The organism is Allochromatium warmingii, assembly GCF_900107145.1.
Classification (GTDB): Bacteria; Pseudomonadota; Gammaproteobacteria; order Chromatiales; family Chromatiaceae; genus Thermochromatium; species Thermochromatium warmingii.
In genome coordinates this window covers 71,494-89,188 of the sequence record NZ_FNOW01000009.1, presented here as the reverse complement: position 1 = coordinate 89,188, position 17,695 = coordinate 71,494, and the positions used below count along the sequence as shown (strand labels likewise).

Annotated in this window: 20 protein-coding genes; 6 read left to right on the top strand and 14 right to left on the bottom strand. The window is 54.4% G+C overall.

Annotation, left to right across the window (positions count from 1 at the left end):
- Nucleotides 1-100 precede the first annotated feature (100 nt).
- The 5 genes from BLW10_RS04595 (at nucleotide 101) to nuoN (ending at nucleotide 3,816) form a co-directional block, all read left to right on the top strand.
- Nucleotides 101-307, top strand: coding sequence for a type II toxin-antitoxin system HicA family toxin (locus tag BLW10_RS04595; RefSeq protein WP_091332620.1), 207 nt, complete (start codon nucleotides 101-103; stop codon nucleotides 305-307).
- A 373-nt stretch (nucleotides 308-680) separates the two neighbouring features.
- The gene (locus BLW10_RS04590; RefSeq protein WP_091332619.1) at nucleotides 681-1,154 is read left to right on the top strand and encodes a type II toxin-antitoxin system VapC family toxin; all 474 of its coding nucleotides are present in this window, start codon (nucleotides 681-683) and stop codon (nucleotides 1,152-1,154) included.
- Between the two features lie 440 nt (nucleotides 1,155-1,594).
- Nucleotides 1,595-1,843 (top strand): DUF4160 domain-containing protein, encoded by a 249-nt coding sequence (locus BLW10_RS04580; RefSeq protein WP_091332617.1) that lies wholly within the window; start codon nucleotides 1,595-1,597, stop codon nucleotides 1,841-1,843.
- Complete coding sequence (locus BLW10_RS04575) at nucleotides 1,794-2,060, top strand: DUF2442 domain-containing protein (protein WP_091332616.1); 267 nt, start codon at nucleotides 1,794-1,796, stop codon at nucleotides 2,058-2,060. The genes BLW10_RS04580 and BLW10_RS04575 overlap by 50 nt, the downstream gene beginning before the upstream one ends.
- A 319-nt stretch (nucleotides 2,061-2,379) precedes the next feature.
- Complete coding sequence (gene nuoN, locus BLW10_RS04565) at nucleotides 2,380-3,816, top strand: NADH-quinone oxidoreductase subunit NuoN (protein WP_091332628.1); 1,437 nt, start codon at nucleotides 2,380-2,382, stop codon at nucleotides 3,814-3,816.
- A gap of 80 nt (nucleotides 3,817-3,896) precedes the next feature.
- Here the strand turns inward: nuoN and BLW10_RS04560 are convergent, their stop codons facing one another.
- The gene (locus BLW10_RS04560) at nucleotides 3,897-4,760 is read right to left on the bottom strand and encodes a DUF3108 domain-containing protein (protein WP_177168979.1); all 864 of its coding nucleotides are present in this window, start codon (nucleotides 4,758-4,760) and stop codon (nucleotides 3,897-3,899) included.
- Here BLW10_RS04560 and BLW10_RS04555 point away from each other — a divergent pair.
- Nucleotides 4,759-5,742 carry a hypothetical protein gene (locus tag BLW10_RS04555; protein WP_177168978.1) on the top strand — a complete coding sequence of 328 codons (984 nt, stop codon included), beginning with the start codon at nucleotides 4,759-4,761 and terminating at the stop codon, nucleotides 5,740-5,742. The genes BLW10_RS04560 and BLW10_RS04555 overlap by 2 nt on opposite strands.
- A gap of 82 nt (nucleotides 5,743-5,824) precedes the next feature.
- On the opposite strand, the gene BLW10_RS04550 is transcribed toward BLW10_RS04555, so the two are convergent.
- From BLW10_RS04550 to dsrB, 13 genes are all read right to left on the bottom strand, one after another.
- Nucleotides 5,825-6,139 (bottom strand): HesB/IscA family protein, encoded by a 315-nt coding sequence (locus BLW10_RS04550; protein WP_091332613.1) that lies wholly within the window; start codon nucleotides 6,137-6,139, stop codon nucleotides 5,825-5,827.
- A 64-nt stretch (nucleotides 6,140-6,203) separates the two neighbouring features.
- A complete protein-coding gene (locus BLW10_RS04545; protein WP_091332612.1) occupies nucleotides 6,204-7,589 on the bottom strand; it encodes a cobyrinic acid a,c-diamide synthase CobB in 1,386 nt (461 codons plus the stop codon).
- A 92-nt stretch (nucleotides 7,590-7,681) separates the two neighbouring features.
- On the bottom strand, nucleotides 7,682-8,932 hold the full coding sequence (gene nrfD, locus BLW10_RS04540) for an NrfD/PsrC family molybdoenzyme membrane anchor subunit (protein ID WP_091332611.1): 1,251 nt from the start codon (nucleotides 8,930-8,932) through the stop codon (nucleotides 7,682-7,684).
- 138 nt (nucleotides 8,933-9,070) lie between these two features.
- The gene (gene dsrO, locus BLW10_RS04535) at nucleotides 9,071-9,847 is read right to left on the bottom strand and encodes a sulfate reduction electron transfer complex DsrMKJOP subunit DsrO (RefSeq protein WP_091332610.1); all 777 of its coding nucleotides are present in this window, start codon (nucleotides 9,845-9,847) and stop codon (nucleotides 9,071-9,073) included.
- 3 nt (nucleotides 9,848-9,850) lie between these two features.
- Nucleotides 9,851-10,309: a sulfur reduction protein DsrJ gene (locus BLW10_RS04530; protein WP_091332609.1), complete on the bottom strand. Its 459-nt coding sequence runs from the start codon at nucleotides 10,307-10,309 to the stop codon at nucleotides 9,851-9,853.
- A gap of 17 nt (nucleotides 10,310-10,326) precedes the next feature.
- Nucleotides 10,327-12,291, bottom strand: coding sequence for an NAD(P)-binding protein (locus tag BLW10_RS04525; protein WP_091332608.1), 1,965 nt, complete (start codon nucleotides 12,289-12,291; stop codon nucleotides 10,327-10,329).
- Nucleotides 12,292-12,469: 178 nt separating this feature from the next.
- A complete protein-coding gene (gene dsrK / locus BLW10_RS04520; RefSeq protein WP_091332607.1) occupies nucleotides 12,470-14,002 on the bottom strand; it encodes a sulfate reduction electron transfer complex DsrMKJOP subunit DsrK in 1,533 nt (510 codons plus the stop codon).
- A gap of 58 nt (nucleotides 14,003-14,060) precedes the next feature.
- Nucleotides 14,061-14,792 carry a respiratory nitrate reductase subunit gamma gene (locus BLW10_RS04515; RefSeq protein WP_091332606.1) on the bottom strand — a complete coding sequence of 244 codons (732 nt, stop codon included), beginning with the start codon at nucleotides 14,790-14,792 and terminating at the stop codon, nucleotides 14,061-14,063.
- 149 nt (nucleotides 14,793-14,941) lie between these two features.
- The gene (locus BLW10_RS04510) at nucleotides 14,942-15,280 is read right to left on the bottom strand and encodes a TusE/DsrC/DsvC family sulfur relay protein (protein WP_091332605.1); all 339 of its coding nucleotides are present in this window, start codon (nucleotides 15,278-15,280) and stop codon (nucleotides 14,942-14,944) included.
- Between the two features lie 75 nt (nucleotides 15,281-15,355).
- Nucleotides 15,356-15,664 (bottom strand): sulfurtransferase complex subunit TusB, encoded by a 309-nt coding sequence (tusB, locus tag BLW10_RS04505; protein ID WP_091332604.1) that lies wholly within the window; start codon nucleotides 15,662-15,664, stop codon nucleotides 15,356-15,358.
- A 13-nt stretch (nucleotides 15,665-15,677) separates the two neighbouring features.
- On the bottom strand, nucleotides 15,678-16,088 hold the full coding sequence (gene tusC / locus BLW10_RS04500) for a sulfurtransferase complex subunit TusC (protein ID WP_091332603.1): 411 nt from the start codon (nucleotides 16,086-16,088) through the stop codon (nucleotides 15,678-15,680).
- A 12-nt stretch (nucleotides 16,089-16,100) separates the two neighbouring features.
- On the bottom strand, nucleotides 16,101-16,493 hold the full coding sequence (gene tusD, locus BLW10_RS04495) for a sulfurtransferase complex subunit TusD (RefSeq protein ID WP_091332602.1): 393 nt from the start codon (nucleotides 16,491-16,493) through the stop codon (nucleotides 16,101-16,103).
- A 95-nt stretch (nucleotides 16,494-16,588) separates the two neighbouring features.
- Entirely contained in the window at nucleotides 16,589-17,659 is a 1,071-nt protein-coding gene (gene dsrB, locus BLW10_RS04490; protein ID WP_091332601.1) for a dissimilatory-type sulfite reductase subunit beta, read from the bottom strand.
- Nucleotides 17,660-17,695: the final 36 nt, after the last annotated feature.

The window sequence follows — 17,695 nt, the reverse complement described above, 5'->3', positions numbered from 1 at the left end:
GTCAATACAAAAGCGAGCTGCGTTCTTTGCTGACAGAGAATTTTTCTATTATCGGTTAATTGTCAAAAACGAAAAATCGGTATCAGGTTAGTATAGCTGTTTGAAAGCTGTCAGCGGAAAGCAATTCTGCAAGCTCATTGAAGGAAAAGGATGGGAGTTAAAGCGAATCAATGGAAGTCATTATATTTATGCTAAAACCGGAGAAATTGCACGTATTTCTGTTCCCATTCACGGAAATGCGCCGTTAAAAATAGGTTTGCAGCGGCATTTGATGAATGTCGCTAGAATTGATGAAAGTGAATTGTAAGCAGTGTAGCAACGTAGGTTGGGTTGCCGACTTTTGGCAACCCAACATAACCAGCAAGGTAGCAAGGTAGGATGGGTAGAGTGGCCATGCGATGATGCCGATTTTGGCGCAAATCCTGATTGGCCACGAAACCCATCGAGGAAAAAGATCAATTTTGATTTGATTTTTACCCAACAAATCGAATCGACCAAATCACCTAACACAGTGCGGACTTCCGGGGACAGTTTACCTAACTTTGAAAGCCCACGCAGGTAACTGAAAAGAAAAAATTGCCTAGCAAACGCCTCCAGTCCGACTGCTCGCTACGCTCAGCGGCTGCTGAGGTTGGCTTTAAGCGAATAAGGATCAAGCCATAGAGGCAAAGCCTAAAATTATGAAGCCGACTGTATACATTGAGACTTCGGTGATTAGTTATCTTACCGCTCGAACAAGCAAAGATATTCGTGCGGCCGCGTGGCAAAACATTACCGCAGATTGGTGGGATAATCGACGAGCAGAATTCGACTTGTACATATCTGAGTTTGTCGTTGCGGAAGCCTCGCGTGGTAACTTAGATGCTGCGGCTCGGAGGATGTCTGCTTTAGTAGATATTCGTGAGCTCGAAGCAACAGAAGAAGTCAAATTAGTGGCGGAAGCTTTGCTGAACCACGGATCGTTGCCTCAAAAAGCTGAGCTTGACGCTTATCATGTTGCAATCGCCGCAGTCAATGGAATCGACTTTTTGCTAACATGGAACTGCACCCATATTGCGAATGCAATTATGAGACCAAAAATTGAAGCGGTATGTCGTTTATTGGGGTATGAGCCACCGATTATCTGCACGCCATCTGAGCTTCTTGAGGGCTAAAACCATGTCAAATGATCCGATAATACAAGAAACACGGCAACTACGAGAATCTTATGCCGAAGAGCACGGCCACAATATTGATGCTATCTTTCAAGATATTCTGAGAAGGCAAAAAGAATCTTCAAAGAAGTTTGTGCGTCTTCCGCCAAGATCACCAGATAAAAAATGGAAATCACCTAACACGGTGATCTAGCCGAAATTAATTTTGCTTTAGGGGAGAATAGCAAGGTAGGATGGGTAGAGTGGCCATGCGATGATGCCGATTTTGGCGCAAATCCTGATTGGCCACGAAACCCATCGAGGAAAAAGATCAATTTTGATTTAATTTTCACCCAACAAATTGAATCGACCAAATCGCTTAACATGGTGCTCCAGCCGAAGCTGGTTTTGCTTTCGCTCGACCGGTTCGACTCAGCTTGGCGTTATGTGCAGCAGGTGAAATGAGCCCTACAGTATTCAAAGAAAGTGCATATAGATTTTTCTTCTTCTCAAGAGAAGAGGAAAGGATGCACGTCCATGTAGTGTCAGGCGATGGAGAAGCGAAATTTTGGCTTGAGCCTGAAATTGAGCTTGCCAAGAACCACAAGTATTCAAGAAAACAACTGAAAGAAATAGAGTCACTCGTTGAGGTTCATTGCAATGAGCTTGTTAGCGCATGGCAACAGCATTTTAGAAGTGGAAGTAACTAATATTTCTACGCATGGAGTTTGGCTGTTCGCCCATGGAGAAGAATTGTTTATGTCATATGATGATTTTCCATGGTTTAGAGAAGTGGCGGTCAAGTCAATTGTAAATGTAGAAGAGCAATCGCCAGATCATTTTTATTGGCCTGATTTAGATGTTGATTTGACTAGAGAAATTATTAAGCATCCAGAACGTTTTCCGCTTAAATCAAAAAGCAGGTGACTTACTGCTCGCAGGATTGTCTGTGAAGGATATTGTTAGTGAGATTAAGGCTCAACGAAAGTAGAGGGAGGGGTAGTGCTCTAATGATTTAGGATACGCTCAATTTAGCTAGATATTCATTCACTAGCATAACTAATCCTATGAATCGTGGTACTACTTCCATATTTTTTCAAAAATGTATCCGTTGATCCTAGCGGTCATGCTGTTTCATGGAACTCAGAAATCGACATTAGCGAGTATGAACTTTGGAAGCATGGAGAAATATTAAAACCATGATTTTCAAAACACCGTCCAGATTCACAGAAAAGTTGGAATGCCCATGTCATTTGATGCTGCCAATCTGTTACCCATCCTGCCCGAAATCGCCATTCTTATAACCGCGAGCCTAGTGCTCATCCTCGATCTGTATTTAAAAGATCAGGACAAAGGGTTAAATCACAGCATCACGTTAATTGGGCTAGTCATCGCTATTGGTTTAACTGGCGCAGTCGGGGGCGGTGACGCTCAAGTATTCTTCGACGGCAATTTAATCCGCGACCCAATGAGCGATCTGCTTAAGGGTGCTATTCTGATTGTCAGTGTTCTGACCTTTATTTATGCGCGGCCCTGGCTTCAAGATCGCGGAATGCTGGTCGGCGAGTTCTATGTTCTCGGACTGCTCGCGGTGCTCGGGATGCTCATTATGGTCTCGGCCAATGGCTTCTTGACGCTGTATCTCGGTCTCGAATTGCAGGCGCTCGCGCTCTATGCATTGGTCGCATTCGACCGCGATTCGAGCACGGGCGCTGAGGCGGCGATGAAATATTTCGTGCTCGGCGCACTCGGCTCCGGGCTGCTGCTTTATGGCGTGTCGATGATCTATGGCGCGACCGGTTCAATCGAATTTGCGCCAGTCGCGGCGGCGGTCGCCGAGCAGGGTATATCGAACAAGGTGTTGGTGTTCGGCATCGCTTTTTTGGTGATCGGCATTGGCTTCAAGTTCGGCGCGGTGCCCTTTCACATGTGGGTTCCTGATGTGTATGAGGGCGGGCCGACCCCAGCGGTATTGATTCTGAGCAGTGCGCCCAAAATTGCCGCCTTTGCGCTCGCGGTACGGATGCTGGTCGATGGTTTGCACACGCTGCATCCAGATTGGCAAGGGATGCTGGTGATTCTCGCCGTGCTGTCGATGGGATTGGGCAATCTGGTCGCCATTGCCCAGTCTAATATCAAGCGGATGCTGGCCTATTCGACCATCTCGCATGTTGGTTTTATCTTTCTGGGACTGCTGGCCGGTTCCGAACAGGGATTCGCCGCCGCCATGTTCTACACCATCGTCTACGCGGTGATGTCAGTCGGCGCCTTCGGTATCCTGCTGATTCTGAGTCGTCAAGGTTTTGACGCCGAGCGGCTGGAAGATCTCAAGGGTTTAAACGACCGCGATGCTTGGTATGCGGCGATGATGGCGCTGATTATGTTCTCGATGGCGGGTGTGCCGCCGACCGTTGGGTTTATGGCCAAGCTGTTAGTGCTGGAGGCGGTCGTGCGCATTGACATGCTGTGGTTGGCGCTGGTTGCGGTGTTCTTCTCGATCATTGGCGCGTTTTATTATCTGCGGGTCATCAAGTTTATCTATTTTGATAAGCCCGCTGACGATGCCCCGGCCTTGCTCACCAGCAGCGGCGTGCGCTTTGCTATGTCGCTCAATGGTCTGGCATTGCTGGCGCTCGGACTGTTCCCCGCTGCGTTGCTGTCGGTCTGTCAAGCAGCGTTCTAAAACGCCTAAGCTGGTCACGATGCACTCGTATCATGACCAGCTATCTGCTCTAAATCGCTGCTGGCCGCTGGTAGCTCTGATTACCGCTCTAGCCGCCGCAGACGCATCGCCACTGAGCCAACGCGCAATTCCGCTTGGAGTTCAACCGGCACGCGCTCGACTTCACTCAGCCAAAGGGTCGCCTGACGTAGCTTCGGATAGCTGGCGAGTTTTAGATCCGGCGTCACGCGCTGCACACTCACGGTTAGCTTGAGCGTCGGCCAAGTGGTTTCAAACACCTGCCGTGCTTCATGCCCCACCACGCGCAACGACACACGATAGAGCCGATCCGTCGGTTGCACTAGCAGTGTGAGCGATTGGTTAAGGCGCAATTCGGTCTGCTGCAAAAACAGCAACAGCGATAACAGATCGCGAATCTGCTCCAACTCATGCGTGTGCGTTGTATGTTTCATGCGCCCCGAGGCGGATGTCAGGGTCGATTCAACCTGCATCCGCTGTTGCTGGTGATAGGTTGCCTGATCGGTTTTGCGCTCACCATTTTTGATCTGTGTCAGATCAAACTGTGCCGGTAGCAGCGTTTGCCGCCAAATCTCAGCATTTAGCGAACTTTCATACGGCCAAAAAGCTTGCACCGCGCCGATACTCCGCGCTCGCGCCTGAGCGGTCATCATCGCATTGGCACGTCCTGACTGTGGCTGCACAGTCACGCGCACGGTGCCCGCCTGTAGCCACTGGCTCCAACTGATGTCGTAGTGCAACGTCAACGGCAGGATGTCGGCCTGCGCACGGCGTTCCAATGGGGTCAGTTGCGTGGCCCAATTTGGCGCGGCTGGCGCAGCGTGAGCGGCCAGTCCGCTTACACACAGCAGCCAGCCGGTCAGCCAGAGCCGACGAGCGACATATAATCGCCGCGTTGAATGCGCTATTGAGGAACCTTGCATCATGAAACAACTCGGAAATCTCGCAGTAAAGTGGAGCGCGGTGCAGTTCGTGTTGCTACTGGGGTGTTTTGATGCGCAGGGCGCTGACATGTCATCACCGCCGCCGCCAGCCGCGCCGAATGCGCCCGATCTCCCGTGGTATGACGATGGACAGGTGTATATCACGGATCGCTTACAAGCCGTCGCCCTCTGGTTAGACGATTTTTTCGCCGATCCTCGCATTGAAACCCAAAAACATGCAAGCGCCCGCTTAAGCGTGCTATTCAATGCCTTTTATTCGGGCGTTGAAAATGCCGATCATGATGGCGTGCGCTTTCGTGGTGGCGCGGATCTCCCGCATTTTGATGAACGGTTGCGCTTGTTAATTACAAGCGATGCGGAATCGGCAATGACTGGACGTGATTTAGCGGGCACGGCGCAAGATGAAATCAAAGAGACGGAAGGTTCAGTTGGGCTAGGTTATTTAGTGAGCCGCCGTCCGAAAAGTAAATTTCGGGTGAGTGGCAGTTTATCCGGCGGCTTAACACCAGAAGTACGCTTTACAGCCCGCCATATTTATACGCAGCCCTGGACAGCGACGACCACCTCTCATCTCACTTCAACGCTATATTGGCGCTCGGAAGATGGTTCGGGAATTAGCACGCTCTTTGATTATGAATGGGTCGCCGATCCCAATACACTATGGCGTTATACGCTCTTTGGTAATTATGGTGAGCAGACCAAAGTGATTGATTGGTCAAGTCAAGTGCTCTGGGCGCGGCGCTTAAATGATCAGGAGGCGATTCAGGTGCGCGGCGGCATTCAAGGCGTTGATAAACCGGATGCGGTGATCAATGAAGGCTGGATCAAATTCGGCTATCGGCGCAATCTGTGGCGCTCATGGTTATTTTTTGAAATGGAGCCGGGATTATCTTGGGCAATTCAAGAGGAGTATGCCGTTGAGCCAACCATAGCATTGCGGCTGGAAGTGCATTTTCGCCGCTAAATAAATAGACAGGATTAACAGGATTCAGACAGGATGAACAGAATTATTATAAAACGCTCAATCATGTCTCTTCGGCATTGATTCAACCATCAGCAGGCGGACGATAGGTGGGGTCTTTAGGATTGAGAAAAATGAAATGAAATTGCCCTGGCTCTAGCTCGACATAATCCATCACAGTTTGATCGAGCAGCGGCACATAATCGGGCGCGATGACAATATCTACGCCCTCACTATTGAGGCGGATATCATCTTCGCTGAGATCATCAAATCCCATTCGATAATCAATACTGCCGTCAGGATTTTGGCCAGCAGCCAGCCGCAGACACAGCCCCTCAGTTCCGCCGTGTTTGGCCGCCTTGAGGACTTGTTCGGCGGCGGCAGGTGTCAGCTTAAACATTTCGGACTCCTCTCGAACCGCATCCAGCAGACATGGCTCAAGGTTGAAATGGAACCGCACGCGGTCAGCGCGTGCGACGAATCTGCGCTAAAAATCGATCCGTCCAGCGATTACCGCCCACGGCGCGTAAATGGCTGTAACAGGCGAACAGATTACCCCGAACAATGCCGTCGTGTGAACCGTTGATTCCGCTGCCGCGCTGTACACGATAGCCGTAGCGCCAGTCGGGATCGGGGTCAAGGATCGCCGAGTGATGAAATTCATGGGCGGCAATTTCGCCCGACGCCGCCGCGTCGAGACGTGGCCAGGGAAAATACTCGGTTTCAGTCAGTCGCACATAGCCGCGACCCTGAGGACGGTCGCGCATCTCGACCTCGGCGTTGAGCGCCCCGACCATTTCGCACCGCTCGCCGTTCCAGCGTAGCCCAGCGCACAGATACATCAGGCCGCCGCACTCGGCATACAACGGGCGATTATTCTCGGCGACGAACTCGCGGATCGCCTGACGCATCAGCCGATTGGCGGCTAATTCGGCCATGCGATATTCAGGAAAACCGCCGCCGATGAACAGCGCATCGACATCAGGCAAAGCGTGATCGGTGAGTGGACTAAAGGGCACCAACTCCGCGCCACCGGCGGCCAGCGCCCGTAAATCGTCGGGATAATAGAAGCCAAAGGCCGCGTCACGGGCGATGCCGATGCGCACCAGATCGCCGGTCGGCGCAGGTTGCAGCGCGGCGGTCGGTTCCGCGTCCGCCTGTGGCGTGGCGGCGCGTTCAGCAATCGCAAGCAATCGCTCTAAATCAACCTGATCGGCGATGCGGGCGCGGATGCGCTCAATCCAAGTCTCGGCGTCCTCGGTCTCATTACTCGGCATCAGCCCTAAATGCCGCTCGTCGATGCCGAGTTCATCAGCGCGACGTAACAACCCAAGCACCGGCAGATCGGTGTAATGCTCAACAACGCGCACTAAATTCTCGCCATGCCGTCCGCCACCGATCTTATTCAGAATTACACCGGCGATCTTTAATTCAGGATCGAAAGCCAGATAACCCTGAAGCAGCGGCGCAATGCCGCGTGCTAATCCGTGACAGTTGACCACCAGCACCACAGGCGCACCGAGTAATTTGGCTAATTCCGCGTTGCTATGCGCACCATCAAGGCGCGTGCTATCAAATAGCCCGACATTGCCCTCAATGAGACCTAAATCCGCTGTAACCAATTCGCCGGCCACCGCCGCACGAATTTCGGATTCAGGCATGGTATGGAAATCAAGATTGAAGCAGGCGCGGCCAGCGGCCTGACTGAGCCACAGCGGGTCGATGTAATCCGGCCCTTTTTTAAACGGCTGAACGACTAAACCGCGCCGCGTGAACTCACGACAGAGACCCAGCGTCAGCGTGGTCTTGCCGGAAGATTTCTGCGGCGCTGCGATATAAAGCTGGGACATGTTTAAACCACAAAGGCGCACAGGACACAAAGACATTCAATTATTAAAAAACTTTGTGCGCTTTGCGCCTTTGCAGTTTTTTTAACCAGACATCAGGCTGGTTTAGCAAACGGCGGTGCGTCGAGCGTTTCTTCATCCGGCGCAACCACATCATCGGCCAGCGATTCGGGCAGGAATTGCAGTACGCGCACGCCAACGGCGGTAATCAAGAGCGCCATCGCTACACCACCCAAACCGAGTAAAATTTCGGGGATGGTTGGCCAATAGGCTGCCGCTGCACCGTTGACACCATCCGCAAAACCGGATTCGATGATGGTATGTCCCGGGAACAGCGCCATTGGAAATGCTTGACTGCCAATGATGATGACGTACATCGCCGCAAATCCACCGACAATCACCAGCGCACAGGCTCCGATAATCCAGTCGCGTTGTTGGCTTAACACCGGATGATACAAAATCCACATCGGAATCAAACTGCCGGCCAAAATCCAGCCCACCCAAAACAGGAAGGTGTAAATACCGCCACTGAGCAGCAACCAGTGTTCGAGGCTGTCATTCTCGGCGATGTAGAGATTCGTTAGGTGATAGACCAGCGTGAAATACAGCGCCACGCCGATAAACAGCGCCAGCAGATTCCGTAGCCGACGCATCAGGCGCGGGCCAATCGGTCGCCCTTCTTCGTCAAAGCTGAACAGCAGCACCAGCATGAACACGGCCAGTCCATAAGCAAAGGACAGCGCCACGAACATCGGGCCGAGAATCGCCGCATCATAGGCTTGGCGAGCGACCAAAAAGCCGAAGATCGAGCCAGTACCTGTGGTCAGCGCCAGCCGCCACACCAGCGCAAACAGGCCGATTGAATAGTTAAAGGGGCCGCCTTTACGATCCGCCATCGACCACAGATAGGCGATAACAATGACCATAAACCCGGTATACAGGAAGATATTCCAAGCAAAGATCGAGCTAAAGTTATAACTGGTCATGGCGACAATCAGCCGCTCCGGGCGTCCGAGATCCATCACCAGCACCAGCAGTCCGCCCATCAGCATGGCAACCGCGAGCAGACCCGAAAGCCGACCGAGTGGCTTGTAAATCGGCTTTTTGAACACACTGCCGATTGACGCAATATTCAGCGCCCCAGACGCGGCGACGATCAGAAACACCGCGAACACATGCGGCATTCCCCAGACCACCGAGTTATTCATGCCACTGACCCAGTGGCCCTCGTGTTCCATGTAGCCGAATGAGAGCGCCGCGACCCCAATCAGGGCCGCCAAGAAGCCCAGCAGACTCCAGTAACGCTCGGGCGCAATACGCCATTCGCGGTAGACGACTCGTTTCATTTCGATAAACCTTATGGCTTTGGTACGCGAATGCTGAAAATTAGACAGGATTAACAAGATGGTTCAGGATTTATTTACATCATGTGAATCCTGCATAATCCTGTTAATCCTGTCCATTTTGAGCCGTGACTCAGGAATTCAGACGCCGGCGTAACGCACGCCCGTGTTCAATACCAGATCCTCGCGGATCTGCCGACTCGGAATCTCGCGCAGACGCTGACTGATGGCGCTGTTGGGATCCTTGAGATCGCCGAACAGGATTGCGCCGTGTCCCTCAGCAGCACAGGCATCGACACAGGCCGTCGAGTCCTCACCATTGTCGCGGCGGTGTACGCAGAGATTGCAGCTTTCGACACAACCTTTGCCACGCGGCACAGCGGTCAGTTGACCGGTCAGCGGCTGATGAATAAAGCTCCGCGCCTTGTAGGGACAGGCCATCATGCAATAGCGGCAGCCGATGCATAGATGCCGGTCAACCATGACAATACCGTCAGCGCGTTTGAACGACGCTCCAGTCGGGCAGACATCAACACACGGCGGATCTTCGCAATGTTGACACATCATGGGTAGATTGGTGATCCGCCCCGTCTGATTGTCTTGCAGCTTCACTTTGCGAATCCACGCCGCCTGTTGCTGCTCCCACTTTGATGTTGCGCTGTGCGGTTCTTGTAGATCTAAGCCGTTCTCACGCTCACAGGCGCTGACACAGGCCGAACAGCCATCGGCGCACTTCGCCGTATCAATCAACAGCCCCCAGCGCACGGCATCCGTAACCGCTTCGGTGCGCGGAGCCGCAGCAACGCTGTGCAAAAACACACCGGGCGCAACCAGCGCAGCGGCGCTCACGCCTGCCGCTGTGCCGAGAAACCCGCGCCGACCGCTGTCAACGGGAGTGGTAGTCTTATCTTCGTTCATAGCTTAGTGCCCTCCCCCATGAGGCGCACCCGTGACACCTGCCGCCCGATGCGCGGCCTCGGCGTCAGCAGCAGGCCGATTCGGCACAGAGGCGTGACAGTCGAAGCAGTTCAGATCCACAGCGGCATAGCGATGACACGCGCCACAGAACTGATCGGGCTGATTGATCGGTCGCGGATTGCGGTTTGCGTCATAACTAATATGACAATCGACACAGCCCGTGAGACTGTATTGCGTGTCGCGGATGCCCTCGTGAACCGTTGCGATGCGCTGATGCTGGATAAACTCCATGTGCATCCGGCGCATCCGCTCGGTTGGTTCGACGCACGCGGAACGTTCAGCAGCCTGCGAACCTTCGACTACATAGCGTTTGACTTCATCGGCCTGAGCGGCCTGAGCGGCAAACGCCCCCCAGACCAGCCCGAGGGCGACGAGACCGATTCTGACTACAGCTTTGGCCATCGACGCCTCCAGGGGCCTCACTCGCCCAGACCCATCTTGATATAGCCAGTCGGACACACATCGGCGCAGATATGACAGCCGATGCACTTGGCATAATCAGTGGCAACATAGCGGCCGGTGGTGCGCTCGGATTTATCGACGCGATACACGGCATCCTGCGGACAGAAAATGACGCAGTTGTCGCACTCAAAACACAGCCCGCAGCTCATGCAGCGTTTGGCTTCGTCGATGGCCTCTTGCTCGGTTAGACCGATGACACGCTCGTGGAAATGGCCCAGCACGTCTTCGGCGCTCGGAACTTCTTCTTTGCGCAGATTACGCGCTACATAGTTGAAGTGCCCGAGGAACAGTTCATCAGATGGGATGACCTCAGCACTGGAGCGATCTTCATAATTATGAATCGCCCAGTTGCCCTCAGAGGTGCCGCGCAGATCGCCGAGTTTTGCCACCTCAAATGCTTCGGGCGCAAGCTGGGTCTCGGTGAGTTTGTCGAGCAGGTTGAAATGATGCACGTCCACTTTCGGACGGCGCTTGTGGTCGGCCTGCATCACATAGGCATCAATCGAATCAGCCGCGACCCACGCTTGACCAATGGCCGTCGTCAGCAAATGTGGCCGGATGATGTCGCCAGCAACAAAATGCCCAGCTTTGCCCGGAACTTGATAGAACTTGTCGGAATCCATCAGCCCGCGTCCGTTGTCGAGCGCCTCCAAACCGGAGAGATCACCGCCTTGCCCAATCGCCGACACAATCAGATCGGCTTCTAGCACGCGCTCCGTGCCCGCAACCGGCGTCGGACGCCCATCGATCATGGTGCAATCGGCAACCTTCAGCCCAGTCGCACGACCGTTAGCATCTTTGAGCACTTCCAGCGGCATCACGCCGTCGAGAATGGTCACACCCTCGCGGGTCGCGTCATCGACTTCATGTTCGGAAGCCGTCATCTTGTCGCGGGTAAACAGCGAGGTCAGCGTGACCTGCGCCCCCTGCGCGGCAGCGGCGCTGGCCGCATCATGCGCGACATAGCCATCGCGGATCACGGCTTCGGGCAGTTCATTCGGGTTGCTCTTATTGAGATGACCGAGACGCCGGGCAACCGAAACCACGTCAATCGAGGTATCACCACCGCCGACGCACACGACCTTGCTAGCCGTGACTTTCATCCGCCCTTCGTTGAACGCTTTGAGGAAAGCCACACCGCTAACACAGTTCGGCGTACCCTCCCAGCCCGGCACCGGCAGACCGCGACCGGCTTGACAGCCGATGGCCCAGAGAATCGCGTCGTAATCCTGCTCTAACTGCTCAACGGTGACATCAGTGCCGATACGGGTCTTAAATTTGACCTCAATCCGGCCCATATCGAGGATGCGCTGGATCTCGGCATCGAGCTTGTCACGCGGCACGCGATAGCCCGGAATACCGAAGCGGAACATGCCGCCGAGTCCGTCGTTAGCCTCAAAAATGGTGCAGCTATGCCCCTTGCGGCGCAGTTGATAGGCCGCCGCAAGACCAGCCGGGCCGCCGCCGACAATGGCGATCCGCTTGCCAGTGTCCAGTTCAGGCGCATCAAAGCGGTAGCCATTGGCAATCGCGGTATCACCGATAAACTGTTCAACCGAATTGATGCCGACGAAATCTTCCAGCTCGTTGCGATTACAGCCATCCTGACAGGGTGCCGGACAGACGCGCCCCATCATCGCCGGAAACGGATTGGCGTCAGTGGAACGACGAAAGGCGTACTCGCGCCAATCTAAGCCTTTGGGCGGTTGTTCCATGCCGCGCACGATCTGCAACCAACCGCGAATGTCCTCGCCCGACGGACAGCTTCCCTGACAGGGCGGCGTCTTGTGGACATAGGTAGGACATTTGTGAGAGCGGTCTTGATTGAAGATCTTGTCAGTCAGGTCGTCCCAGACGTGGTTGCCGTCCTCGAATCGACGCCAGGTCGGCTTCATTTTCATCTCGTCGCTGGAAGTCGCCATCTCAATCGTTCTCCGTACCAGTTGAACCCTGACGCGGGGATCAGGGGATTCGTATCAGATCTGGCGTGGCCGACGCGGCTAGATTCGATGGCTATTCGATTCTGGCTTGCGTCGCCGCGCTGCGATGGCCCCGGTCAGGCCGCCTCGTCGGTCTCGTGTTTCACGTTATCGTCGTGATTCAATCGTCGTCATCATCATCGTCCGGCTCATCATCCTCTGGCCCGGGCGTAAGCACGATGGCATCGCCAACCAGTTGATGCAGACTGATGATCTGATCCATTTCCAAGCCGTAATAGGGAAACACCTTGCTGAACTGCGTTTTGCAGATGGCGCAGATGGCCGCCATATGGGTGACGCCCTTTTCTTGGATGACATTGTTGAGCGCATCCAGACGCGGTTTTGCGCCTTTTACACGCAGTTCCATCAGGTCATCCGTCAGCAGACCACCGCCACCGCCGCAACAGAATGTCCGGTCGCGGATGGTGTCCTCGTCCATGTCATAGAAGTTGTTGCAGGTGGCGCGAATAATGGCGCGTGGAATCTCGAACTGTCCGCCCGGCACGTTGCCCATGCGCGAGGCGCGGGCGACGTTACAAGAATCGTGATAGGTCAAGACCTTGTCATCGTTTTCGCTCTTATCAAACTTCAATTTACCCTGCTGAATTAACTCATAGGTAAATTCGCAAATATGCTGCGGTACTGGATAGCGCGGGTCGAGAAAATCCCAGGGGCCAGCCAGCGTATTTAAGAATGAATATGCCACCCGCCACGCATGACCACATTCGCCGAACACAATGCGCTTGACTTTGAGTTTGATCGCCGCTTCACGGATGCGCTGCGCCACACGGTGCATGTTCTCGTAGGAACCGATGAACATGCCGAAATTGGCTGCTTCCGAGGCGTGAGTACTCAGTGTCCAAGAAATACCGGCTTCGTGAAATACCTTGCCGTAGCCAATCAGCCCGTCAACATGCGGCTCGGCGAAGAAATCCGCCGATGGCGTGACGAGCAGAATTTCAGCGCCTTCCTGATCAATTGGATAGCGCACTCGCACGCCAGTATCGTCGTAAACGTCTTCTTCCAGCCCTTCGAGCGTGTCAATCAGCGCCGGGCCGGGCAGACCTAAATTGTTGCCGACCTTGTACACCTTGCCGATGATTTCGTTGCAATACTTTTGCCCGACGCCAATCGCATCCATGATCTCGCGGGCAGCCATCGAAATCTCAGCCGTATCAATGCCATAGGGACAAAATACCGAACAGCGCCGACACTGTGAACACTGATGGAAATAGCTGTACCAATCATCGAGAACTTCTTTGGTGAAATCCTCAGCGCCGACCAACTTGGGAAATAATTTACCGGCCAGCGTGAAATAACGCCGATACACCTTGCGCATTAAATCCTGACGGCCAACCGGCATATTTTTTGGGTCAGCAGTGCCGAGGAAATAATGACATTTATCGGTACAGGCTCCGCATTTGACGCACGCATCCATATAAACGCGCAGTGAGCGATATTTGCCCAGCAGCTCGCCCATTTTTTCAATGGCGCGTTCTTGCCAATTCTCGACCAGCTCGCCGGGATAGCCGAGCGGCTCCTGAAACTCCGCTTTGGCGATAAATGGCTGACTGTGCGCCATTGCGCCGGGCTGAATCGCCGGTACTTCGGTGTACTGCGTCAGATCTGGGACTTTGAACGTTGCCTTAGCCATGAATCAACCTCTATACGCGGACAACTGGGGCGCTCGAATGATCTGGTTCATCACTGGCTCATCGCTGTTCAAGCTTACTGGCCCAGGGCGCGATGTGACGCTGCTCGCGGGGGTTGTCAACTTGATTGCGCGTCGGGCTAAAAAACAGTCCGGGCATGTGTAACAGCTTGCTGTAGGGGAAGATAATCATCAGCAGCGCCACCAGCAGCAAATGTAGCAGCAACAAGGGATCGGCTGGCAGCGGCTGGATGTCGTAGCTGTACAGTCCCAAGAAAAACGTCTTGATTTCGACCACATCGACATGAAAGACAAATTTCATCAGCAGGCCGGTGCAGCCAATGGCCACCAATAGCCCGAGAATCAAATGATCGGAAGTCGAAGTAATGTACTTAACACGGTCAACTAAAAAGCGCCGCGCCCAGAGTCCAGCCAAACCGACGACCATAGCAATGCCGCCATAGATGCCAAAGGGCTGAACCAATTGAATCGGGAACCACACCGGATCGATGAAATAGCGCAGATGACGCAGCGTGACGAGGAATAGGCCGAAATGAAACATCCAGCCAAAAATCCATGTCCATTTATTGCCACGAAACAGGCTTTCAAACAGGACGACTTCACGCATCATCCTGAGCACAACTCCACGTTGCGTCGTCGGGGCTGGGGTGGTCGGGATCTTCAACGGCGCTGGAGTGAGCGCGTATTGAATGATCTTGCGAGCCAAGCCCGCCACCAGCACACAGGCGGCGAAATAAAACAGGAAGGCATAGAAGTTCGTCAGAAACGCCATGTTTCCGCACCCTCGGTGGAACGTGATGGGATCCAGCGGGCGGCTCACGCATCGGGAGCGACGCACGCCGGACGCTCGTCAGTCGCCAGCTTTCAGCCAGAGAGTTTTGATTGCTGGAAGCTGATCGCTGGAGACTGGCGGCTAACGCTTTAGACGCAGCCGGTCGGCTTCGGCAGACCAGCAAAGCGGCACGCCTGCTTCGCCGGGCCATAGGGGAAGAGGCCGTAGAGATACTTGCTGTTGCCCTTATCCTTACCCAGCTTCTTGCCGACGGCTTTGGTCAGGACGCGCACGGCGGGAGCAATCTGATACTCCTCGTAGTACTCGCGCAGGAAGTTGATGATGTCCCAGTGCTCATCGGTCAGCTCTAGGTTGTCTTGCTTGGCCATGACTGAAGCCACTTCCGGCTCCCACTCGTTGAGATTGGCCAGATAGCCTTCTTCATCGACAGCCAGTTGCTTGCCATTGACATCAATCGTATCCGCCATGGGGGGATGCTCCTCTTGAAGTGATTACCAAAAAACTAAAAACAGTGTGCGCGAACTCGCGGCCCAAACTCGGGATTACAGCCACGCCTGAACAGTGTCGCACTCGGTCGTCAGATCGACGAAACCGGCGTAGTCCACCACGCGGATCCCGGGAATAATGCGCTCATCGCCAAACCCCCGCGCCTTCAGATCGGGGCCAAGCACGTAGAGCTTCAGCGTTCCGAGTGCGGCGCTGACCTGCGACTCGACCTGCGTGCCAGTCAGGGCGGCATAGATGCCGTCCTCGAACAGCAGCACGCTTGCGCCCGCAGTGGCGAACTTCAGACAGGATTCGAGTGCATTGCGCTCGAAGGGTGACTTGTTGACGGTATGCAGAATGCTCATTTCACCCCTCCCTTTAGAAGCTGAAGATCGCGTCGGATTCGTTCATCAGCTCGCTGACGCGGGCTGAGTCGATGACCTCGACAATGTTGTCGAATTCCTCTTCGGTCTCCATGTCCTCGTAGGCGATCTCGACCAGATCATCTTGCGTTAGGCCGCGTGCTTCCAGCGAAGCGCGATCAACATAGATGCGCCGCACCTCATAGTCACCCAGGGTGCGATAGGTCGGGGAGAAGTTTTTCATCCCGATGCCTTTGGTGTCCTGACCCTTGGTGAGCTGATAAACCCCGTCATCGAGGAACAGCACGCACACGTACTGATCGAAGGCGGCGCCAATCAGCACCACTTCTAGGGCTTCCCACGCATAGATCGTACCGTAGGGGGCCTTGCGATTGAGGTACATGAATTTCTTCACGACTTCCGACATGATGGCGCTCCCTCAGTCACCAAAGACGACGAGACGGTCGGCTTGAATCGCCGCCTCGACCAGTTGCCCGAGTCCCGAAATGCGGAACTTGGGATGGATGTTGGTCGCGTCCTTGCCGTTGCGGGTCATCTCGCCCTCATCGACGATGCCGCGTCGCTGCGCGGCGGCGACACACACGACCATATCCAAATTGTACTGCTCGGCCAGTTCTGCCCAACGGTTGACGATATGGCGATCATCTTGCGGCGGCGTGGTCAGACGGGTCGAGTTGTTGACGCCATCATGGTAGAAAAAGACCCGGAAGATCTCGTGATCCTTTTCCAGCGCGGCCTTGGCGAACTGATAGGCCGAGTCGGACGCCTGATGCTGATACGGCCCCTCATTGATCTGAAGCGCAAACTTCATGTAGACCTCATGGATGTCCAAATCAGGTCATCGCGCTACCGGGTCGGACAGGCGCGAAACGCACGTCCGACCCGAAGCGATGGATTGTCGTTCGATTAGAAGCGGATATAGGACGAGCTGTTGAAGCTCGCACGCGCCCCGCGCCAGGTATCAATGTGATACTTAGTGAACGGCAGCTCAACTTCCTCGAAGAAGCGCGGCCAGCCGATGCGCTCGATCCACTCGTTGATGCGCTCCCAATCCTTCGCGCCAGCTTTATAGGCCTTGAGGATGCGCTTGACGATAGCAGTTGCTTCCGGCCAACGCGGCGGATTGTTCGGGATGCCAGCGGCGACCAGTTTTTGGAAGGTCGGCTTACCACGCGCATTAGAGTGATTGCCGCCGACCCAAATGGCCAGCTTCGAATGCTCGGCATCGTTGATCTGCATCGGCGGGCAGGGCGGATAGCAGGCGCCGCAGCAGATGCACTTGCGCTCATCGACTTCCAGCGACGGCTTGCCATTGACCATCGCCGGACGAATCGCGGCCACCGGACAGCGGGCGACAACTGACGGACGTTCGCAGACGTTCGCAACCAGATCGTGATTGATCTTCGGCGGCTTGGTGTGCTGGACGTTGATGGCGATGTCACCCTGACCGCCGCAGTTGATCTGGCAGCAAGAGGTGGTGATATGCACGCGATTGGGCATGGTCGCATTGCGGAACTCGTCGATGAGTTCGTCCATCATCGACTTGACTACGCCCGAGGCGTCGGTGCCGGGGATGTCGCAGTGCAGCCAACCCTGAGTGTGCGAAATCATCGCCACCGAGTTCTGAGTACCGCCGACAATGAAGCCTGCACCTTCGAGCGCATCAATCAGCGGCTGGACTTTGGCTTCATCGCTAACCATGTACTCGATATTCGAGCGCAGGGTGAAATGCACATAGCCATCGGCAAACTGATCGCCGATATCGCACAGCTTGCGCAGCGAGAACACATCGAGAATGCGTTGGGTACCGGCTTTTACCGTCCAAATCTTGTCGCCACTGTAGGCCACATGCAGCAGCACGCCGGGACGCGGATGTTCGTGATATTTCCACATCCCGAAATTCTTGCGCATTACCGGGTGCATGTACTGCCAGGGATCCGGACAGCCGGATTCGATAGGCTCACGCATTTCCGCCATGGACTGATCCTCCAGTTATTCGATTCTTGGGGAAGA

What these genes read in the sequence shown, in the direction of transcription:
- BLW10_RS04590 (WP_091332619.1), top strand. Translation starts at nt 681, where the DNA reads ATGAAGCCGACTGTATACATTGAGACTTCGGTGATTAGTTATCTTACC.
- BLW10_RS04580 (WP_091332617.1), top strand. Translation starts at nt 1,595, where the DNA reads ATGAGCCCTACAGTATTCAAAGAAAGTGCATATAGATTTTTCTTCTTC.
- BLW10_RS04575 (WP_091332616.1), top strand. Translation starts at nt 1,794, where the DNA reads ATGAGCTTGTTAGCGCATGGCAACAGCATTTTAGAAGTGGAAGTAACT.
- nuoN (WP_091332628.1), top strand. Translation starts at nt 2,380, where the DNA reads ATGTCATTTGATGCTGCCAATCTGTTACCCATCCTGCCCGAAATCGCC.
- BLW10_RS04555 (WP_177168978.1), top strand. Translation starts at nt 4,759, where the DNA reads ATGAAACAACTCGGAAATCTCGCAGTAAAGTGGAGCGCGGTGCAGTTC.
- BLW10_RS04560 (WP_177168979.1), bottom strand. Translation starts at nt 4,760, where the DNA reads ATGATGCAAGGTTCCTCAATAGCGCATTCAACGCGGCGATTATATGTC.
- BLW10_RS04550 (WP_091332613.1), bottom strand. Translation starts at nt 6,139, where the DNA reads ATGTTTAAGCTGACACCTGCCGCCGCCGAACAAGTCCTCAAGGCGGCC.
- BLW10_RS04545 (WP_091332612.1), bottom strand. Translation starts at nt 7,589, where the DNA reads ATGTCCCAGCTTTATATCGCAGCGCCGCAGAAATCTTCCGGCAAGACC.
- nrfD (WP_091332611.1), bottom strand. Translation starts at nt 8,932, where the DNA reads ATGAAACGAGTCGTCTACCGCGAATGGCGTATTGCGCCCGAGCGTTAC.
- dsrO (WP_091332610.1), bottom strand. Translation starts at nt 9,847, where the DNA reads ATGAACGAAGATAAGACTACCACTCCCGTTGACAGCGGTCGGCGCGGG.
- BLW10_RS04530 (WP_091332609.1), bottom strand. Translation starts at nt 10,309, where the DNA reads ATGGCCAAAGCTGTAGTCAGAATCGGTCTCGTCGCCCTCGGGCTGGTC.
- BLW10_RS04525 (WP_091332608.1), bottom strand. Translation starts at nt 12,291, where the DNA reads ATGGCGACTTCCAGCGACGAGATGAAAATGAAGCCGACCTGGCGTCGA.
- dsrK (WP_091332607.1), bottom strand. Translation starts at nt 14,002, where the DNA reads ATGGCTAAGGCAACGTTCAAAGTCCCAGATCTGACGCAGTACACCGAA.
- BLW10_RS04515 (WP_091332606.1), bottom strand. Translation starts at nt 14,792, where the DNA reads ATGGCGTTTCTGACGAACTTCTATGCCTTCCTGTTTTATTTCGCCGCC.
- BLW10_RS04510 (WP_091332605.1), bottom strand. Translation starts at nt 15,280, where the DNA reads ATGGCGGATACGATTGATGTCAATGGCAAGCAACTGGCTGTCGATGAA.
- tusB (WP_091332604.1), bottom strand. Translation starts at nt 15,664, where the DNA reads ATGAGCATTCTGCATACCGTCAACAAGTCACCCTTCGAGCGCAATGCA.
- tusC (WP_091332603.1), bottom strand. Translation starts at nt 16,088, where the DNA reads ATGTCGGAAGTCGTGAAGAAATTCATGTACCTCAATCGCAAGGCCCCC.
- tusD (WP_091332602.1), bottom strand. Translation starts at nt 16,493, where the DNA reads ATGAAGTTTGCGCTTCAGATCAATGAGGGGCCGTATCAGCATCAGGCG.
- dsrB (WP_091332601.1), bottom strand. Translation starts at nt 17,659, where the DNA reads ATGGCGGAAATGCGTGAGCCTATCGAATCCGGCTGTCCGGATCCCTGG.